Origin of the sequence: Halobacterium sp. KA-6, from assembly GCF_021029015.1 — an archaeon.
GTDB lineage: Archaea > Halobacteriota > Halobacteria > Halobacteriales > Halobacteriaceae > Halobacterium.
In genome coordinates this window covers 63,965-78,280 of sequence record NZ_JAJJZH010000006.1, presented here as the reverse complement: position 1 = coordinate 78,280, position 14,316 = coordinate 63,965, and the positions used below count along the sequence as shown (strand labels likewise).

The 14,316-nt window shown below is 67.8% G+C and carries 18 protein-coding genes and 1 tRNA gene; 9 read left to right on the top strand and 10 right to left on the bottom strand.

Annotated elements, in window-relative coordinates; translation table 11 throughout:
• Positions 1-158: 158 nt before the first annotated feature.
• Positions 159-2,432 carry a CDC48 family AAA ATPase gene (locus LPA46_RS12755; RefSeq protein ID WP_230892801.1) on the bottom strand — a complete coding sequence of 758 codons (2,274 nt, stop codon included), beginning with the start codon at positions 2,430-2,432 and terminating at the stop codon, positions 159-161.
• Positions 2,429-2,680 carry a DUF7127 family protein gene (locus LPA46_RS12750; protein ID WP_230892800.1) on the bottom strand — a complete coding sequence of 84 codons (252 nt, stop codon included), beginning with the start codon at positions 2,678-2,680 and terminating at the stop codon, positions 2,429-2,431. Before LPA46_RS12750 ends, LPA46_RS12755 begins: the two co-directional genes overlap by 4 nt.
• 139 nt (positions 2,681-2,819) lie before the next feature.
• Here LPA46_RS12750 and LPA46_RS12745 point away from each other — a divergent pair, with 139 nt between their 5' ends.
• Positions 2,820-3,608, top strand: coding sequence for an alpha/beta fold hydrolase (locus tag LPA46_RS12745; RefSeq protein WP_230892799.1), 789 nt, complete (start codon positions 2,820-2,822; stop codon positions 3,606-3,608).
• Here LPA46_RS12745 and panB read toward each other — a convergent pair.
• Positions 3,605-4,417, bottom strand: a complete 813-nt coding sequence (gene panB / locus LPA46_RS12740; protein WP_230892798.1) for a 3-methyl-2-oxobutanoate hydroxymethyltransferase — start codon at positions 4,415-4,417, stop codon at positions 3,605-3,607. The genes LPA46_RS12745 and panB overlap by 4 nt on opposite strands.
• 90 nt (positions 4,418-4,507) lie before the next feature.
• On the opposite strand from panB, the gene LPA46_RS12735 reads away from it, so the two are divergent.
• Positions 4,508-4,744 (top strand): DUF5822 domain-containing protein, encoded by a 237-nt coding sequence (locus tag LPA46_RS12735; protein ID WP_230889065.1) that lies wholly within the window; start codon positions 4,508-4,510, stop codon positions 4,742-4,744.
• Here LPA46_RS12735 and LPA46_RS12730 read toward each other — a convergent pair whose 3' ends face one another.
• The 4 genes from LPA46_RS12730 to LPA46_RS12715 all read right to left on the bottom strand — a co-directional run bounded on the left by LPA46_RS12730 (position 4,745) and on the right by LPA46_RS12715 (position 7,325).
• Positions 4,745-5,263, bottom strand: coding sequence for an HAD family hydrolase (locus tag LPA46_RS12730; protein WP_230892797.1), 519 nt, complete (start codon positions 5,261-5,263; stop codon positions 4,745-4,747).
• Positions 5,264-5,305: 42 nt separating this feature from the next.
• Entirely contained in the window at positions 5,306-5,590 is a 285-nt protein-coding gene (locus LPA46_RS12725; RefSeq protein WP_230892796.1) for a hypothetical protein, read from the bottom strand.
• Between the two features lie 42 nt (positions 5,591-5,632).
• Entirely contained in the window at positions 5,633-6,757 is a 1,125-nt protein-coding gene (locus LPA46_RS12720; protein WP_230892795.1) for an acyl-CoA dehydrogenase family protein, read from the bottom strand.
• A 73-nt stretch (positions 6,758-6,830) separates the two neighbouring features.
• Positions 6,831-7,325 (bottom strand): helix-turn-helix domain-containing protein, encoded by a 495-nt coding sequence (locus LPA46_RS12715; protein ID WP_230892794.1) that lies wholly within the window; start codon positions 7,323-7,325, stop codon positions 6,831-6,833.
• Between the two features lie 106 nt (positions 7,326-7,431).
• On the opposite strand from LPA46_RS12715, the gene LPA46_RS12710 reads away from it, so the two are divergent.
• The 6 genes from LPA46_RS12710 to LPA46_RS12685 all read left to right on the top strand — a co-directional run bounded on the left by LPA46_RS12710 (position 7,432) and on the right by LPA46_RS12685 (position 10,963).
• A complete protein-coding gene (locus tag LPA46_RS12710; RefSeq protein WP_230892793.1) occupies positions 7,432-8,694 on the top strand; it encodes a hypothetical protein in 1,263 nt (420 codons plus the stop codon).
• An 85-nt stretch (positions 8,695-8,779) separates the two neighbouring features.
• Complete coding sequence (locus LPA46_RS12705; protein ID WP_230889059.1) at positions 8,780-8,938, top strand: DUF7560 family zinc ribbon protein; 159 nt, start codon at positions 8,780-8,782, stop codon at positions 8,936-8,938.
• Between the two features lie 123 nt (positions 8,939-9,061).
• On the top strand, positions 9,062-9,517 hold the full coding sequence (locus LPA46_RS12700) for a pyridoxamine 5'-phosphate oxidase family protein (protein ID WP_230889176.1): 456 nt from the start codon (positions 9,062-9,064) through the stop codon (positions 9,515-9,517).
• Positions 9,518-9,599: 82 nt separating this feature from the next.
• Positions 9,600-10,247, top strand: a complete 648-nt coding sequence (locus LPA46_RS12695) for a helix-turn-helix domain-containing protein (RefSeq protein WP_230892792.1) — start codon at positions 9,600-9,602, stop codon at positions 10,245-10,247.
• Positions 10,248-10,350: 103 nt separating this feature from the next.
• Positions 10,351-10,773 (top strand): winged helix-turn-helix domain-containing protein, encoded by a 423-nt coding sequence (locus LPA46_RS12690; RefSeq protein ID WP_230892791.1) that lies wholly within the window; start codon positions 10,351-10,353, stop codon positions 10,771-10,773.
• Positions 10,757-10,963 (top strand): hypothetical protein, encoded by a 207-nt coding sequence (locus LPA46_RS12685; RefSeq protein WP_230892790.1) that lies wholly within the window; start codon positions 10,757-10,759, stop codon positions 10,961-10,963. Before LPA46_RS12690 ends, LPA46_RS12685 begins: the two co-directional genes overlap by 17 nt.
• A gap of 184 nt (positions 10,964-11,147) precedes the next feature.
• Here the strand turns inward: LPA46_RS12685 and LPA46_RS12680 are convergent.
• Positions 11,148-11,232 (bottom strand) — tRNA-Leu (locus LPA46_RS12680).
• Positions 11,233-11,353: 121 nt separating this feature from the next.
• Here LPA46_RS12680 and LPA46_RS12675 point away from each other — a divergent pair.
• Positions 11,354-11,917 carry a DUF420 domain-containing protein gene (locus LPA46_RS12675; RefSeq protein ID WP_230892789.1) on the top strand — a complete coding sequence of 188 codons (564 nt, stop codon included), beginning with the start codon at positions 11,354-11,356 and terminating at the stop codon, positions 11,915-11,917.
• Here the strand turns inward: LPA46_RS12675 and LPA46_RS12670 are convergent.
• Positions 11,911-12,669: a hypothetical protein gene (locus tag LPA46_RS12670; RefSeq protein ID WP_230892788.1), complete on the bottom strand. Its 759-nt coding sequence runs from the start codon at positions 12,667-12,669 to the stop codon at positions 11,911-11,913. The genes LPA46_RS12675 and LPA46_RS12670 overlap by 7 nt on opposite strands.
• A gap of 41 nt (positions 12,670-12,710) precedes the next feature.
• Positions 12,711-14,180: an amidophosphoribosyltransferase gene (gene purF / locus LPA46_RS12665; RefSeq protein WP_230892787.1), complete on the bottom strand. Its 1,470-nt coding sequence runs from the start codon at positions 14,178-14,180 to the stop codon at positions 12,711-12,713.
• Positions 14,181-14,316: the final 136 nt, after the last annotated feature.

The window sequence follows — 14,316 nt, the reverse complement described above, 5'->3', positions numbered from 1 at the left end:
AGAGCCGCGCGTTTCTCCCGCGAGCGAACGCAGTGAGCGAGCGGGCCGACGAGTGACCACCGCGCGCCTCCGGCGCGCGACGGGAACGAGGAGCGCTTTTTAGCGTAGATTTTTGCAAGCGACGGCGCGCTTCGCGCGCCGAGCGCTGCAAAAAGGTACTACTGGAACGCCCCGGGGGTCGTGGGTTCTTCTTCCTCGGGGGTGGCTGCTTTCTCGAATTTTTCTTCGAGTTCTTCGTACTGCTCGCGGACGTCTTCGTCGACGCTCGGCGTGATGTCCGAGAGCGCTTCCTCGAAGTGCTCGGCGGTGATGCGGACGTTACCGACGGATTCGGTGGCTTCCTCGGGGTCGACGGAGTTGATGAACTCGCGGGTGGCGTTCATCGTGGCTTCGCGGACGAGCGCTTCGATGTCCGCGCCGACGAAGTTCCCGGTCTCGCTGGCGAGGTAGTCGAGGTCGACGTCGTCGGCCAGCGGCTTGTTCCGCGTGTGGACTTCGAGGATGGCGCGGCGTGCGTCCTCGTCCGGGACGGGGACGTGGACGTGGCGGTCCAGGCGGCCCGGGCGGAGCAGCGCGCTGTCGATGAGGTCGGGGCGGTTCGTCGTTGCGACGACGACCACGTCCTCCAGTTCCTCGATGCCGTCCAGTTCCGTGAGGAGCTGGCTGACGACGCGTTCGCCGACACCGGAGTCGCCCATGTTGGAGCCGCGTTCGCCGGCGATGGAGTCGATCTCGTCGAAGAACACCACCGTGGGGGCGTTCGCGCGGGCCTTCTCGAAGACTTCGCGGACGCCCTTCTCGGACTCCCCGACGTACTTGTTGAGGAGTTCGGGGCCCTTCACGGAGATGAAGTTCGAGTTGGCCTCGTTGGCGACGGCCTTCGCGAGCAGCGTCTTCCCGGTGCCCGGCGGGCCGTACAGCAGGACGCCCTTCGCGGACTGGAGGTCCATGGACTCGAAGACCTCGGGGTAGTCGAGCGGCCACTGGATGGTCTCGCGGAGGCGTTCTTTGGTGTCTTCGAGGCCGCCGACCTGGTCCCAGGTGACGTCCGGGACTTCGACGAACACTTCGCGGAGCGCGGAGGGTTCGATGCCCTTCAGCGCGGCCTTGAAGTCGTCCTCGGTGACCTGAATGGATTCGAGGAGTTCGGCGTCGATTTCGTCGGCTTCGAGGTCGATTTCCGGGCGGACGCGCCGGAGCGCGTTCATCGCGGCTTCCTTCGCGAGGCTCTCGATGTCCGCGCCGACGAAGCCGTGCGTGGATTCGGCGAACGCGTCGATGTCGATCTCCTCGGCGAGGGGCATGCCGCGCGTGTGGACCTGGAGAATCTCCTTACGGCCCTCCTTGTCCGGGACGCCGATTTCGATTTCGCGGTCGAAGCGGCCGCCGCGGCGGAGCGCGGGGTCGATGGCGTCGACACGGTTGGTCGCGGCGATGACCGTGACGTCGCCGCGCTCTTCGAGCCCGTCCATGAGGCTCAGCAGCTGGGCGACGACGCGGCGTTCGACGTCACCCTGGGTCTCGCCGCGCTTGGGCGCAATGGAGTCGATTTCGTCGATGAAGACGATGGCGGGGGCGTTCTCCTCGGCCTCGTCGAAGACTTCGCGGAGTTTCTCCTCGCTCTCCCCGTAGTACTTCGACATGATTTCGGGGCCGGAGATGGTCTGGAAGTGCGCGTCGATTTCGTTGGCGACGGCCTTCGCGATGAGCGTCTTCCCGGTACCCGGCGGGCCGTGGAGGAGCACGCCTTTCGGCGGCTCGATGCCGAGTTGCTGGAACAGCTCGGGGTGGCGCATCGGCAGTTCGATCATCTCACGGACCTGTTCGAGTTCGCGGTCGAGGCCACCGATGTCCTCGTAGGCTACGTTCGGGGTGCTGTCGCCGCCTTCGCCGGCGGGAGCGCCCGCGGCGATTTCCTCGGCGGGCTGCTCGGAGACCTGAATCTCGGTGTCGTTGCTCACGACGACCGTGCCGTCGGGGTCCGTGTCGGCGATTTTGACGGGAATCTGCTGGCCGGAGACCGTGCTCATCCCACCGAAACCGAAGGAGATGGGGATGGTCTGTCCGGTGGTGACGGGGCGGCCGCTCAGGCGGTCGCGCACCATTGGCGTGATGTCGCCACGCACGCGGAGGTTCTGCGGGAGCGCGACCGTGACGGCGGTCGCGGGCTTGATGTCGGCGGGTTCGACGGCGACGTTGTCGTCGATGCCGACGTCGGCCTCCTGGCGGAGGCGACCGTCGATGCGGACGATGCCCTCGCCTTCGTCTTCGGGGTAACCCGGCCAGACGCGGGCGACGGCGCGACCCTGGTCGCTGCTGAGGACGACGTAGTCGCCGTTCTCGAGGTCGAGTTCGTCCATCGCCGCGCGGTCGATGGCGGCCAGTCCACGGCCTGCGTCCTTCTGCTTGAGCGGCTTGACCGTGAGTTTCATCGTTCCACCTCGACGGTGACGATGCCGTTGTTGATAAGCGCTTTCGCGACCGTGCCCGCGGGCACGTCGAATTCGTGTTGGTGCGGCTCGTCGTCGGTTTCGACGACGAGGATGACCGTCTCGTCGACGACGTCGATCGAGACCGCGTCGTCGGCGACCCCGAGGTCCGCGACGAGGACGGTTTCGTCGCCGTAGTCGAACCGTCGTGCCGGCGCGTCGAGTTGCTCGGTGAAGGATTTCGGGTTCATCTAACTAACGTAAAGTTACCCGTGCACCCTTATAAACTTATCGGCGGTCAGTGGGGGACGGTACGGCGAAAGTGAGACAGGTAGAATTGCGGTTCACATCGCCGTAGGTGTTTTGGCGCTGGTCGCCCTCGCCGGAACCATGCAGACGGTCACCCACGACGGCCGTACGACTGCCTACCGCATCGAGGACCGCGGGGGCAGCGGGACACCGCTGCTCTGCGTCCACGGCAGCGGTGGCACGCACACGGTCTGGAAGGCACAACTCGCACGCCTGTCCAGCGAGCGCCCAGTCGCCGCCCTCGACCTCAGCGGCCACGGCGAGAGCGACGACGTGGACACCGAGCCCGGCCCCGAGACGCTCGCCGCGTACGTCGAGGACGTGCGTGCGGTCGCCGACGAGGTGGACGCCGGCGTGCTCGTCGGGAACAGCCTCGGCGGCGCTGTCGCCCTCACCGCCGTCCTCGACGCGGCGTTCGACGCCGACGCCGTCGTGCTCGCGGGCTCCGGCGCGAAGCTCTCGGTGCTCGACGAACTCCGGGACTGGCTGGCCGGCGAGGGCGACGGCTTCGACCGTGCCGTCGAATTCCTCCACCGCGAGGACATGCTCTTCCACGAACCTAGCGAGCGCGAAGTCGCATTCTCGAAGGACGCGATGCGCGAAGCCGGCCGTGAAGTCGTCGAACGCGACTTCCTGTCCTGTCACACCTTCGACGTCAGGGACCGCCTCGACGAAATCGAGACGCCCGTGTTCGCACTCACGGGCGAGTACGACCGCCTCACGCCCCCACAGTACCACGAGTACGTCGCAGAACACGTGCAAGACGGGGCGTGGACGACCGTCGACGACGCCGCGCACCTCGCGATGCTGGAAGCCCCAGAAGCGTTCAACGATGAACTCACGTCGTTCCTCGACGAGCGAGGGCTCTAATAGAGCGAATCCAGGTCTTCTTCGACGTGACTGTGCTTCTCGGCGGGGAACTCCCCCGACTCGACGGCGTCGACGTAGCCCTCGACGGCGTTCTCCATCTCCGTTTTGACGTCCCCGAACTGTTCGGCGAACGGCGGACAGCGCTCGGAGAGCCCAATTGCGTCGTCCACGACGAGCACCTGGCCGTCTGTGCCTGGGCCGGCACCGATGCCGATGGTCGGGATGTCGAGGGCGTCCGTGACGTCGCTGGCGACGTTCGCGGGGACGTGTTCGAGCACGAGCGAGAACGCGCCCGCGTCCTCGTGACCGCGCGCGAGGTCGAGAATACGTTCGGCGGCACTCTGGTCGGTTCCCTGCCGAAAGTAGCCGCCGAGTTGGTTGACGTGCTGGGGAGTCAGCCCGAGGTGGGCCATCACGGGAATCCCGAGGTCCGTCAGCCGGTCCGTGAGTTCGACCGTGTGCGGGCCGGATTCGAGTTTCACCGCGTCGGCGTTCGCCTCCTTCAGCATGCGGCCGCAGTGCTCGATGCTGTCGGCTTCGTTCGCGCCGAAGCTCAGGAACGGCATGTCCGCGACGACCACGGCGTCCTCGGTGACGCGGGACACCGCGCCGGTCGCGCTCGCGATTTCGTCGACGGTCACGGGCAGCGTGGTGTCGTAGCCGAGCTTCGCGTTGCCCATGCTGTCGCCGACGAGAATCACGTCGACACCCGCGTCGTCGACGACGCTGGCGGTCGGCGCGTCGTACGCAGTCAGCATCGTTATCGGCTCGTCGCCCGCGTTCCGGCGGACGTCTCGGACGGTCGGCATACTTCGTGGTCGCGCCGGCGTCGTGATAAACGTACGCGAACCGGGCCGCACAACGGGGAAGTTATGCCGGGGGCCACCGTGCTCTCGCGTGTGCCGGAGCTACAGGAAGAGACCGACCCGGAGGGCGTCGACTACGGCTGGGTGATGCAGACGACGTTCGTGCTCACTATCGTGGTCGGCGCACCCACGGTGGTCGCCCTGTCGCTGTTCTACACGCTACCGACGTGGGCCGCGCGAGTGTCGTTCGCGGTGCGCGTCGGCGCGGTCGTCTGGCTGTTGACGGCGCTCGCGACGTACTGGTACGCGCGCCGAAACGTCGAGGAGTAGCTACGCCCAGCGGAACGACGTGCCTGCGCGCTCGGCGGTCACTTCGTCCGAGGCCGAGTCACCGACGAACAGCGCGTTCTCGGGCGCGACGCCGAGTTCGTCCAGCACCCACGTCAGCGCCCGCGGGTCGGGTTTTCGCGCGGGAACCGTGTCGCGACCCGCGACCACGCGGAACGAGTCCAGCAGGTCGTGGCGCTCCAGCGCGGTGCGGCACGCGTCCTCTGCGTTCAGCGAGCAGACCGCCGCGGGCACGTCGAGGTCCGCGAGTTCGTCCGCACCCGACAGTCGCTCCGCGCGGGTCGCGCCGTCGCGCTCGTGGCTCGCGATGAGGTCGTGGACGTCGCTCCCGATGCCCGCGTCCTCGGCGGCGTCCAGCATCTCCCACATGTCGTACGCGCTGGGGTCGACGCCCGCTTCGCGGAGCCGCGCGGCGACCTCGCGTTCGACGTCCGCCCAGTCGACCGCGAGCCGGACGAGCGTTCCGTCGAGGTCGTAGACCACTGCCTCGTAGTCAGTCACGACTCCGCGTAGGCTGTCCCGAGGGTTAGCAACTTCGGTGGGTCAGTCGACGAAGCCGAACCCCTCTTCTTCGAGCTCGTTGCTGACGTGGCCGCTGCCGCGGTCCGTAATCACGTAGTAGTCGTCGGTGTCCGCGAACGTCCGCACGAAGTTGTCCTCGTCCAGTTCAGCGAGTGCGGCGTCCACCTCGACGGCGGTCGGCGCGTCGTCGAGTACGGCGTCGAGGTTCGTCGAGACCACGTCCGCGGTGACGGCGACGCCCGCCTGGTGGAGCACCCGCAACACGGGTTCGACGACGTCGCGCTGCCAGTCCTCGGTGTCGGTCATGTCCGGGGCGTCGGCGCGCTGGCCCAAAGGTCGTGCGGCCGCTCAGTCCAGCAGGCCGCGCGCGATGACCTCCTTCTGAATCTCTGAGGTCCCCTCGTAGATGGTCGTAATTTTGGAGTCGCGGTAGAACCGCTCGACGTCGAAGTCGGTGGTGTAGCCGTAGCCGCCGTGAATCTGGACGGCCTCGTTGGTGACGTCGACGGCTGCCTCGCTGGCGAAGTACTTCGCCTTCGCCGCGGCGTCGCGGTGGTCCTCGCCCGCGTCGGCTCGCCGGGCGGCGTCACGCGCGAGCAGCCGCGCGGCCTGCGTCTGCGTCTCCATATCCGCGAGTTTGTGTCGAATCGTCTGAATCGCCGAGAGCTTCTGGTCGAACTGCTCGCGCTCGTCGGCGTACGAGAGCGCAGCGTCGAGGCCGGCCTGCGCGAGCCCGACGGCTTGCGACGCGATGCCGATGCGGCCACCAGTCAGGATGTGCAGCGCCGCGGACATCCCCTTGCCTTCCTCGGTGAGCCGGTATTCGGCGGGAATCCGGCAGTCGTCGAACAGCAACGCGGTGGTGTCGCTGGCGCGCAGGCCGAGTTTGTCCTCCTTCTTCCCGACCTCGATGCCGTCGGTGTCCTTGGGTACGAGGAACTGCGTTATCTCGTCGTCGTCGCCGTCCACCTTCGCGAAGACGATGGCGACGCCGGCGCGCTGGCCGTTCGTAATCCACTGTTTCTTCCCGTTCAGCACGTACTCGTCACCGTCGCGGACGGCTTCGGTGGTCATCTGCGCGGGGTTCGAGCCGGCGTCGGGCTCCGAGAGCGCGAACGCGCCGACGGGCCGGCCGTCGGCCATCTCCGGTAGCCACTCCGACTTGAGGTCGTCGCTGCCGAACTCCGCGATGCACGACGTCGCGAGGCAGTGCACGGAGAGCGCAGTCGCCACCGACAGCGCGCCGTACGCTACCTCCTCGTTGACGACGCTGTACGTGAGGCTGTCCACGTCGAGGCCGCCGTACGCCTCCGGAACGGTCATCGCGGTCATCCCCATCTCGGCGAGGCCGTCCCAGACGTCCTCGGGGAACTCCTGCTCGCGGTCGGCGTCGGCCGCCGTCGGGCGAATCTCCTCGGTCGCGAAGTCCCGGACGGCGTCCCGAATCTGGCGCTGCTCGGCGGAGAGGTCCATACGCCACCAACGCGTCTCGCCTGAAAAAAGATGACTAATTCCCGGCCGCCGCCGCGACCAGGCCGCGTTCGGCTTACTCGTCGCTGAGTTCCACGTCGAGGCGCGCTTCGAGCGCCGCGACGACCGACCCGCCGACGCTCGCCTGCGTCGCGCGTGCCTGCTCGACCGCGAGCAGGTCCGACTCGTCGATGTCGAGTTCCTCGGCGAGTTCCTCGCGCTGGAGGCCGGCCTCCTGGCGCGCGCGGACGACGCGCTCGCCGTAGTCCGAGACGAGGTACGGGAGCTGGTCGCGCTCGTAGTCGGTGCCGTTCTCCTCCCAGTGACTGGAGTCGCCGGTCGCCTGGTCGAGCGCGCGGGCCGTGTTCTGTGCGGCCTGCTTCTTGCGTTCCTGGTCCTCGTCCGGAGTCCGGTCGGGGCTCTCGTCGTGGCTGCTCGCGCAGTCGGGGCAGACCGTGAGCTCCGCCCCCGCGACGTCCGCGGTGCGGAGGGAGTCGGCGGACGACCCGCAGAGCTCGCAGGTCTGTCCGCCCCCGCCGCCGCTGGCACCGCCGGTCGAATACTTCGGCATACCCTGCCGTATGGAGGTGCCGACATTTTAATACCCCGCTTGCCGGCCGTAACCGCCAGAAATCTCGCGGGCGACAGTTAAGTACCCGCGGCGTCAGCGCTCCCGTATGCCCGCCGACTTCGCCGACAGCGTCTACCTCGCCTCGCTGACCAGCGAGGACCTCACCGACGCCTTCGGGGAGGGGTACGCGACCGCCGCGGAGCCGCCCGCAGTCTCGGACCTCCTCCGCAGCCTCGCCGATACGCACGCGTGGGCGACCCGCGACACGGACGTCCTCGCGGCCCTCGACCGCGGCGACTACGTCTTCTTCCACCGCGAGTTCGGCCTACGCTGCGTCGGCCAGGTGTGGGCGACAACCGCGGACAGCAGCGAGGTCGCCCGCTACACTAACATCGAGGAGCCCGCCGGCGAGTGGGGCGTCGTCACGCTCACGAACGTCCAACCCGCCCTCGACCATGTCTCATTGCTCTCGCTGGGGATAGACGACGCGCGCCGCGACGACTCGCTCTACCGGCTGCCCAAGGCCGTCGCCGCGGACCTCCGCACGGAGTACACGACGCCCGCACGCCTCGTCGAGGACGCGGTCGCCGACCCACTCGCGTTCGACGTCCCGCCCGGCGGGACGCCCGGGGACCGTCGGCCCGACCCCGAACCGTTCGACGCGAGCGCACCTGCCGTCACCGGAACCGAGACGGTACTCGACGCCCACCTCGTCGCACTCGACGGCGTCCGCGCCGTCGCGTGGCGCGTGCTCGGCCTCACGGCGTTCCTGCTCGCCGCGACGCTCGCGGTCGTCGCGGTCTTCCGCCCGCCGACCGGCTCCCGACTCGTGCTCACGGGCACCGTCAGCGTCGGCGTCGCTGCGGTTGCGGTCGGCACGGCAATTGCGGCGGGCGTGGCTGTCCACGCCGCCGTCGCGCCACGACCCGGACTCGCCACGTTCACGCGCGAGCAGACCGCGGCCGTCCAGCGCGCGGGCACCAGCGAGTCCCACGGCGACGCCGCGACGCACGTCGCGGGGAAAGTCCAGGCGTTCTGCACGCACCTCGCCACCCGCACGCGGCGGCTCGGGTTCGCCGTCGCGGCCGCCACCGTCGCCGTGCTCGTCGGCTGCGTCTACGTCGCGTACGGGCTCGGCGTGCAGGTGTCTCCCTCGGTCGAACCCCTCTCGGCCGTCGCGCTCGCGGGCTTCCCGGTGCTCGTCGTCGGTGCCGCGCTGGTCGTTGTCCGCCATCACGTCCGCACGGTGCTCCCGGAGCGCTCGACGGATGCGTCCGGAGGTGGTCCGTCGAGTCCTGAAGCCTCCTTCGGAGAGCGCTTGGACGGCCTGAAGCGCCGTGTCTCGGGGCTTACTGGACGATTCCGCTGACGATCTGGGTCGCGAAGGAGTTGTTCTCAGACGTTTGGAAACAGGGGGGTTCATTTACCCGGAGCGAGCATACGCTCAGGTAGCGATGACCGCCAGTGAGGAGTTCACCTTCGTCTGCCCGAGTTGCGGGGAGTCCATGGAGGTCAACCCCGCGATGCGGGACGCCCTCGTCGAGAACGGGTGCGTCGTCTGCGGGGCCTCGGTTACCACCGAGGCGTTCTCCCCCGTCGACACACCCGAGTAACGACTCCGTTCGAGGGGTCGCTCCTCGCTGGCAGTACGCGCGCCCGTAGCGCGTGTCCGGGTTTTTCCGCACTCCAGATAGGCAAGTATAAAGATACTGCCGAACAACCACGACATGTCTACGATGGCCCTGGAGAAGCAGACCGAGATGACGCAGTCGGACACCGACGCGCTCCTCGGCCGCCACGAAACCGGCGTGCTCTCGCTCGCCCGCGACGACGACCCGTACGCGATTCCCATCTCCTACGGGTACGACGCCGACGACCGCACGTTCTACCTCCGCTTGGTCTCCACGCCGGAGAGCGAGAAACGCGAGTTCCTCTCCTCGAACCCCGACGCCCGCCTCGTCGTCTACGAGGAGGACGAACCCACCTACAAGAGCGTCGTCGTCACCGGCACGCTCACCGAGATTTCCCGCGACGAGATGACCGTCGAGCACGTCGAACAGTACGGCGAAGCGAAGCGCCCCCTGTTCGAAATCTGGGGCGAAGCCAAGCCCGACCTCGACATCAAACTGTACGAACTCCGCGCCGACACCATCAGCGGCCGCCACATCGAACTCTCCGAGCGCCACGACTGACCGCGCTGCTTCTCCTGGGCCCACGCTTTCCCGCCGCGATAGACCCGCACGCTCAAGTACGGAGCCAGCCAACGGGCTGCTAATGTCTGGCGGGATTCGCGTCACCGTCGAGTTCCCCGCGCCGGCGGTCTGCCCCATCGCCGACCTCTCCGAGCGCGCCAGCACCACCATCAGCGACGTCTCCACGAGCGTCGCGGCCGCCGATTCCGCGGACTGCGTCACTGAGTTCCTCGTCGACGCCGACGCCGTCCCGGAGGACTACGACGACCCAGTATTCGAGTACGCCGACCGCCACCTCTACCGCGTCACCCACGACACCGACGCCGACTGCCCCTGCGTCTGCCTGGGCGAGTTCGACACGCCCGTCGACCGCTTCTTCGCGCACTCGGGCGACCTCGAAGTCGTCTTCCACGCCGAGAGCTTCGACCAGCTCCAGACCATCGTCGGCGAGTTCCGCGACCGCTACCCCGAGGTCGACATCCAGCGCCTCGTCCGCGCACCCACCGGCGGCGCGCCCCGCGATACGGTGTTCGTCGACCGCGGGAAGCTCACCGAGCGCCAACTCGAAGTCCTCCAGACCGCCTACGACATGGGCTACTTCGCCCAACCCCGCGAAGCCAACGCCACGGACGTCGCCGACGAACTCGACATCACGCCGTCGACGCTCACTGAGCACCTCACCGCCGCCCAGCGCAAGCTCTTCGCAGACGTGCTCGAAGAGGGGTCCTAACTGGCCTCGTTACGCTGCGAGCGGCTCGCTCCGCCCATCTGACTTAAACCCCCCTCGATACCGGGGTCGTACACTCCTCCCCCCGGAGTGCATTCTACGAAATATGAGTCAGAGTCAGCTGCCCGCCGGCATCCGCACCGACCGCGACGACGGTCCCACCACGCACACGGACACCGAGGACGTCCAGAACGTTCTCGACGCGCTCGACGACGCCGACTGCCGGACGATTCTGGAAGCAACCCGAGACGCCACGCTCACCGTCAACGAGATTTCCGAGCAGTGCGACCTCCCCCAGTCGACGGCCTACCGCAAGGTCGACATCCTCGCGGACGCCGGCCTCCTCGAAGAGTCGCTGCGCGTGCGCCGCTCCGGCAAGCACGTCAGCGAGTACGACTGCGGCGTCGAGGACGTCACGCTCTCCGTCGACGCGAGCGGCGTCGCCCTCACCGTCGACCACGTTGACACCGACGCGAGCGCCACGTTCGCCAACTCCCTCTCCACCCAGACGAATGTCGCAGACGACTGACCGACACAGTCGGTTCGCGTCGCTGTTCGTCGACCTTACCGGCACGGAGACGATTACGGAATCCCAGCGCGACGCCGACTCCCGGCGCGTCGAAGCCGCGAAGGAACGCGACGTCGCAGACTACGTCGCCGACGCCACCCAGCAGCGCGGCCTCGACGACGCCATCGACAACCCCGAGACCGACAACTGACTCTCTTCCTGCCGGCCGCGGCGCTGGCGAACTCGCGTATACGCCAACGACAGCAGCGCTGCTGTCGAGTGTTAGGTCAGCAGAATTTTGCGTGGGTGATGTCCCAGAGGGGATATCACCGTGCATCGCGTTGCCTCGACGGCGAAGCCGTCTCGGCGTCGGTGGACTTTGTCCACCCTAGCGATGCGTGGGACCGGATTTGAACCGGCGAACCTCTACAGGACAGCGCCCTCAACGCTGCGCCTTTGGCCTAGCTTGGCTACCCACGCTCGCTACGTGCGTTTGCAATCCACCGTACCCGCCGACCAATTAAAACCCCTACGATTTGGCCGTCCCCTGCGAGTCGCCGACACGGAAACCGCTATGGGGCGCGCGTCCGAACCGCCGACCATGACAGACGGGTTCGCGCGGCGGCACGTTCGCTCGCTGACCGCGGTGCTCTCGGTGGCGTCGCTCGCGCTCGTAATCGCCGCCGTCCGCGGGTTCGTCCCCGCGTCCGCGGTGCCGCACGCGCCGGACGCGGTCCTGCACGCGCTCCCGACCGTGAACGCCGCGCTCAGCGCGGCCGCTATCGTCACCATCGCTGCCGGCTGGCGCGCGATTCAGAACGGGGACGTGAAGCGCCACAAGGCCGCGATGGTGACGTCGACGCTGCTGTTCGTGCTGTTCCTCGCGTTCTACCTCTACCGTATCGTCGTCGAGGGAACCACAGGGTTCGCGGGCCCGGACGTCGTCTACACGTTCGTCTACCTCCCGATTTTGATTGTCCACATGGGGCTGGCGATGGTGTCGATTCCGCTGGTCTACTACGCGCTGTTGCTTGCGGGCACCCGCCCGGTGAACGAGATTCCGGCGACGAACCACGCGAAAGTCGGGCGCGTCGCGGCGTCGCTGTGGCTGGTGTCGTTCGCGCTCGGCATCGTCGTCTACCTCCTGTTGTACGTGCTCTACTGACTCCGGTTCCGGACCCACGCGGGCGGCTCGACGGTCGTCGCGTTCGACCACGTCACGTCGAGCGTCCGCCGCCCGACGGCCGTCGTCGTGTTCTGGTCGTGAACCGTGGACAGCGAGAGCACGCGCCCGCTGGCTGCGATCTCCAGCGTCGCGGCGTTCCGCGAGGGGTCGTCGTCGCTTAGCGTCGTCTCGTCAGCGCTCAGCGTCGTCACGGTCCGGCCGTTCTGGCGCTCGGTTCCGACGACCTCGAGGTCCAGTGATTCGAGCGCAGCCCGGAGCGGCTGCGCGCGAACCACGCGCTCGACGACGATTGGTGCGTCGCCCCGGCGCTCGACACGGACCGAGGTCTCGTTCTCGTGTGCGATTCGCTCCAACACCCTGGTCTCGTTGGCGTACACCTCGTAGCGCTCCGGCGCGGTCTCGTTCCCGCTGACGCGAACGCCCCACGAGACGACGTGAATTCGCGTCAGATTGGGCGTCGCACGAGCCGTCGCGTTCGTCTCGATTGTCCGCGGCTCGCCCCCGATTCGCACCGTCGTCGTGCCGTTCGACGTGACGACGGCGCCGTGCGTGGTGACGTGGTCACTGTGCGCGTCGACGAGCGCGGACGCGTTCGAGACGCCGTCCGCCGTCACACCAGGCGGGTACGGCATCGTTTCGGTCGAGTCGTCGGGGAGGGGAGCCGGGCCCTGACCGATACAGCCAGCGAACAGTAGCACGAGGACGACGGCGACCTGGAGGACGAACCGCATACTCGGCGGGTCGTTTCCTTGCGTAAAAGTTACTGTGGCGCTCAGTCGTCGGCGGGCGCTTCGACCGGGTGGTCGATTTCGCGGTCGGTGGCCTCGCCGGGGATGTCGTAGGGGTACTCGCCGGTCACGCAGCCCGCGCAGAGGTCCGCCTCCGACCGGCCGATTGCGGTCGTGACGGCTTCCAGCGAGAGATACGAGAGACTGTCCGCGCCGATCTGGTCGGCGATTTCGCTGGCGGTCTTGTCGGCGGCGATGAGCTCGTCACGAGTCGCCATGTCGATGCCCATGTAGCAGGGCGCGCTGATGGGTGGCGCGCCGATGCGTACGTGGACTTCCTCGGCACCGGCCTCCCGGAGGAGGTCGACGAGCTGGCTGCTCGTGGTGCCACGGACGATGGAGTCGTCGATGACGGTGACCGTGCGGCCCTCGACGGTGGATTTGATGGGGTTGAGTTTGAGGCGGACGGCCTGCTCGCGCGCCTCCTGCGTGGGCATGATGAACGTGCGGCCGACGTAGCGATTCTTCATCAGGCCCTCCGCGAATTCGACGGTCGCACCGTCGTTTTGTCCGGCTTCGGCGTACCCGGAGGCGAAAGCGCGCCCGGAGTCCGGGACGGGCATCACGACGTCCGTGTCGACGCCGTTCTCCGCCCAGAGCTGGCGGCCGAGTTCGCGTCGCACCTCGTAGACGAGCTCGTCGTCGATGACGGAGTCCGGGCGCGCGAAGTAGACGTACTCGAAGAAGCAGTTCGCGGTGTTCTCGGCTTCGACCAGTTGGTGGGAGTCGTAGCCCTCGCCGTCCTCGTGGAGGACGACCAATTCGCCGGGCCGGACGTCCCGAACTAGTTCGCCGCCGAGCGTGTCGATGGCAGCGGACTCGCTGGCGAGCACGTAGCCGTCGTCGAGTTCTCCGAGAACGAGGGGGCGGTTGCCGAGCGGGTCGCGCACGCCGAGGACGGTGTCGTCGTGCATGATGGTCAGCGAGTACGACCCGTGGACGCGGTTCATCGTCGTCTCGACGGCGGCGACGAGGTCCTCGTCGAGGAGGTTGCGCGCGAGGTCGTGAGCGATGACCTCGGTGTCGCCGTCGCTGGTGAACGCGTGCCCGCTGCTGGCGAGGTCGTCGCGGATTTCGTCGGCGTTGACGAGGTTGCCGTTGTGGCTGAGCCCGAGCGCGCCGCCCTTGAACGAGACGGAGAACGGCTGCGCGCAGGACTTGTCGACGCTGCCCGCGGTGGGGTAGCGCACGTGGCCGATACCGGCGCTGCCGACGAGGCCCTCGATGTCGGACTCGTCGAAGGCCTCGCCGACGAGGCCCATGCCGACGTGCTGGTGTTGCTGGAAGCCGTCGTGGGTGACGATGCCAGCGGACTCCTGGCCGCGGTGTTGGAGCGCGTACAGCGCGTAGTACGTCGGGAAGGCGGCGTCGCGCTCGGCGAGGGAGACGCCGACGACGCCGCACTTCTCTGTGGGATGGTCGAACTCGGGGCCGTCCTCGCGCCCGGGTGACATGGACGCTCCTACCCCGGCAGGCAGGGTAAAACTTCCGCAACCGTGTCGAACTCGGCGCGACACACATCCGTTGTATACACGAACGTGCTAACTGTGGGTTAGCGTGCTATCGTGGACCAAGGGGCGAGCCAGACTG

Coding starts and splice junctions, on each gene's coding strand:
- LPA46_RS12705 (WP_230889059.1), top strand. CDS start 8,780: ATGACCGCCAGTGAGGAGTTCACCTTCGTCTGCCCGAGTTGCGGGGAG.
- LPA46_RS12755 (WP_230892801.1), bottom strand. CDS start 2,432: ATGAAACTCACGGTCAAGCCGCTCAAGCAGAAGGACGCAGGCCGTGGA.
- LPA46_RS12725 (WP_230892796.1), bottom strand. CDS start 5,590: ATGACCGACACCGAGGACTGGCAGCGCGACGTCGTCGAACCCGTGTTG.
- LPA46_RS12700 (WP_230889176.1), top strand. CDS start 9,062: ATGGCCCTGGAGAAGCAGACCGAGATGACGCAGTCGGACACCGACGCG.
- panB (WP_230892798.1), bottom strand. CDS start 4,417: ATGCCGACCGTCCGAGACGTCCGCCGGAACGCGGGCGACGAGCCGATA.
- purF (WP_230892787.1), bottom strand. CDS start 14,180: ATGTCACCCGGGCGCGAGGACGGCCCCGAGTTCGACCATCCCACAGAG.
- LPA46_RS12715 (WP_230892794.1), bottom strand. CDS start 7,325: ATGCCGAAGTATTCGACCGGCGGTGCCAGCGGCGGCGGGGGCGGACAG.
- LPA46_RS12750 (WP_230892800.1), bottom strand. CDS start 2,680: ATGAACCCGAAATCCTTCACCGAGCAACTCGACGCGCCGGCACGACGG.
- LPA46_RS12745 (WP_230892799.1), top strand. CDS start 2,820: ATGCAGACGGTCACCCACGACGGCCGTACGACTGCCTACCGCATCGAG.
- LPA46_RS12710 (WP_230892793.1), top strand. CDS start 7,432: ATGCCCGCCGACTTCGCCGACAGCGTCTACCTCGCCTCGCTGACCAGC.
- LPA46_RS12675 (WP_230892789.1), top strand. CDS start 11,354: ATGACAGACGGGTTCGCGCGGCGGCACGTTCGCTCGCTGACCGCGGTG.
- LPA46_RS12690 (WP_230892791.1), top strand. CDS start 10,351: ATGAGTCAGAGTCAGCTGCCCGCCGGCATCCGCACCGACCGCGACGAC.
- LPA46_RS12685 (WP_230892790.1), top strand. CDS start 10,757: ATGTCGCAGACGACTGACCGACACAGTCGGTTCGCGTCGCTGTTCGTC.
- LPA46_RS12695 (WP_230892792.1), top strand. CDS start 9,600: ATGTCTGGCGGGATTCGCGTCACCGTCGAGTTCCCCGCGCCGGCGGTC.
- LPA46_RS12720 (WP_230892795.1), bottom strand. CDS start 6,757: ATGGACCTCTCCGCCGAGCAGCGCCAGATTCGGGACGCCGTCCGGGAC.
- LPA46_RS12670 (WP_230892788.1), bottom strand. CDS start 12,669: ATGCGGTTCGTCCTCCAGGTCGCCGTCGTCCTCGTGCTACTGTTCGCT.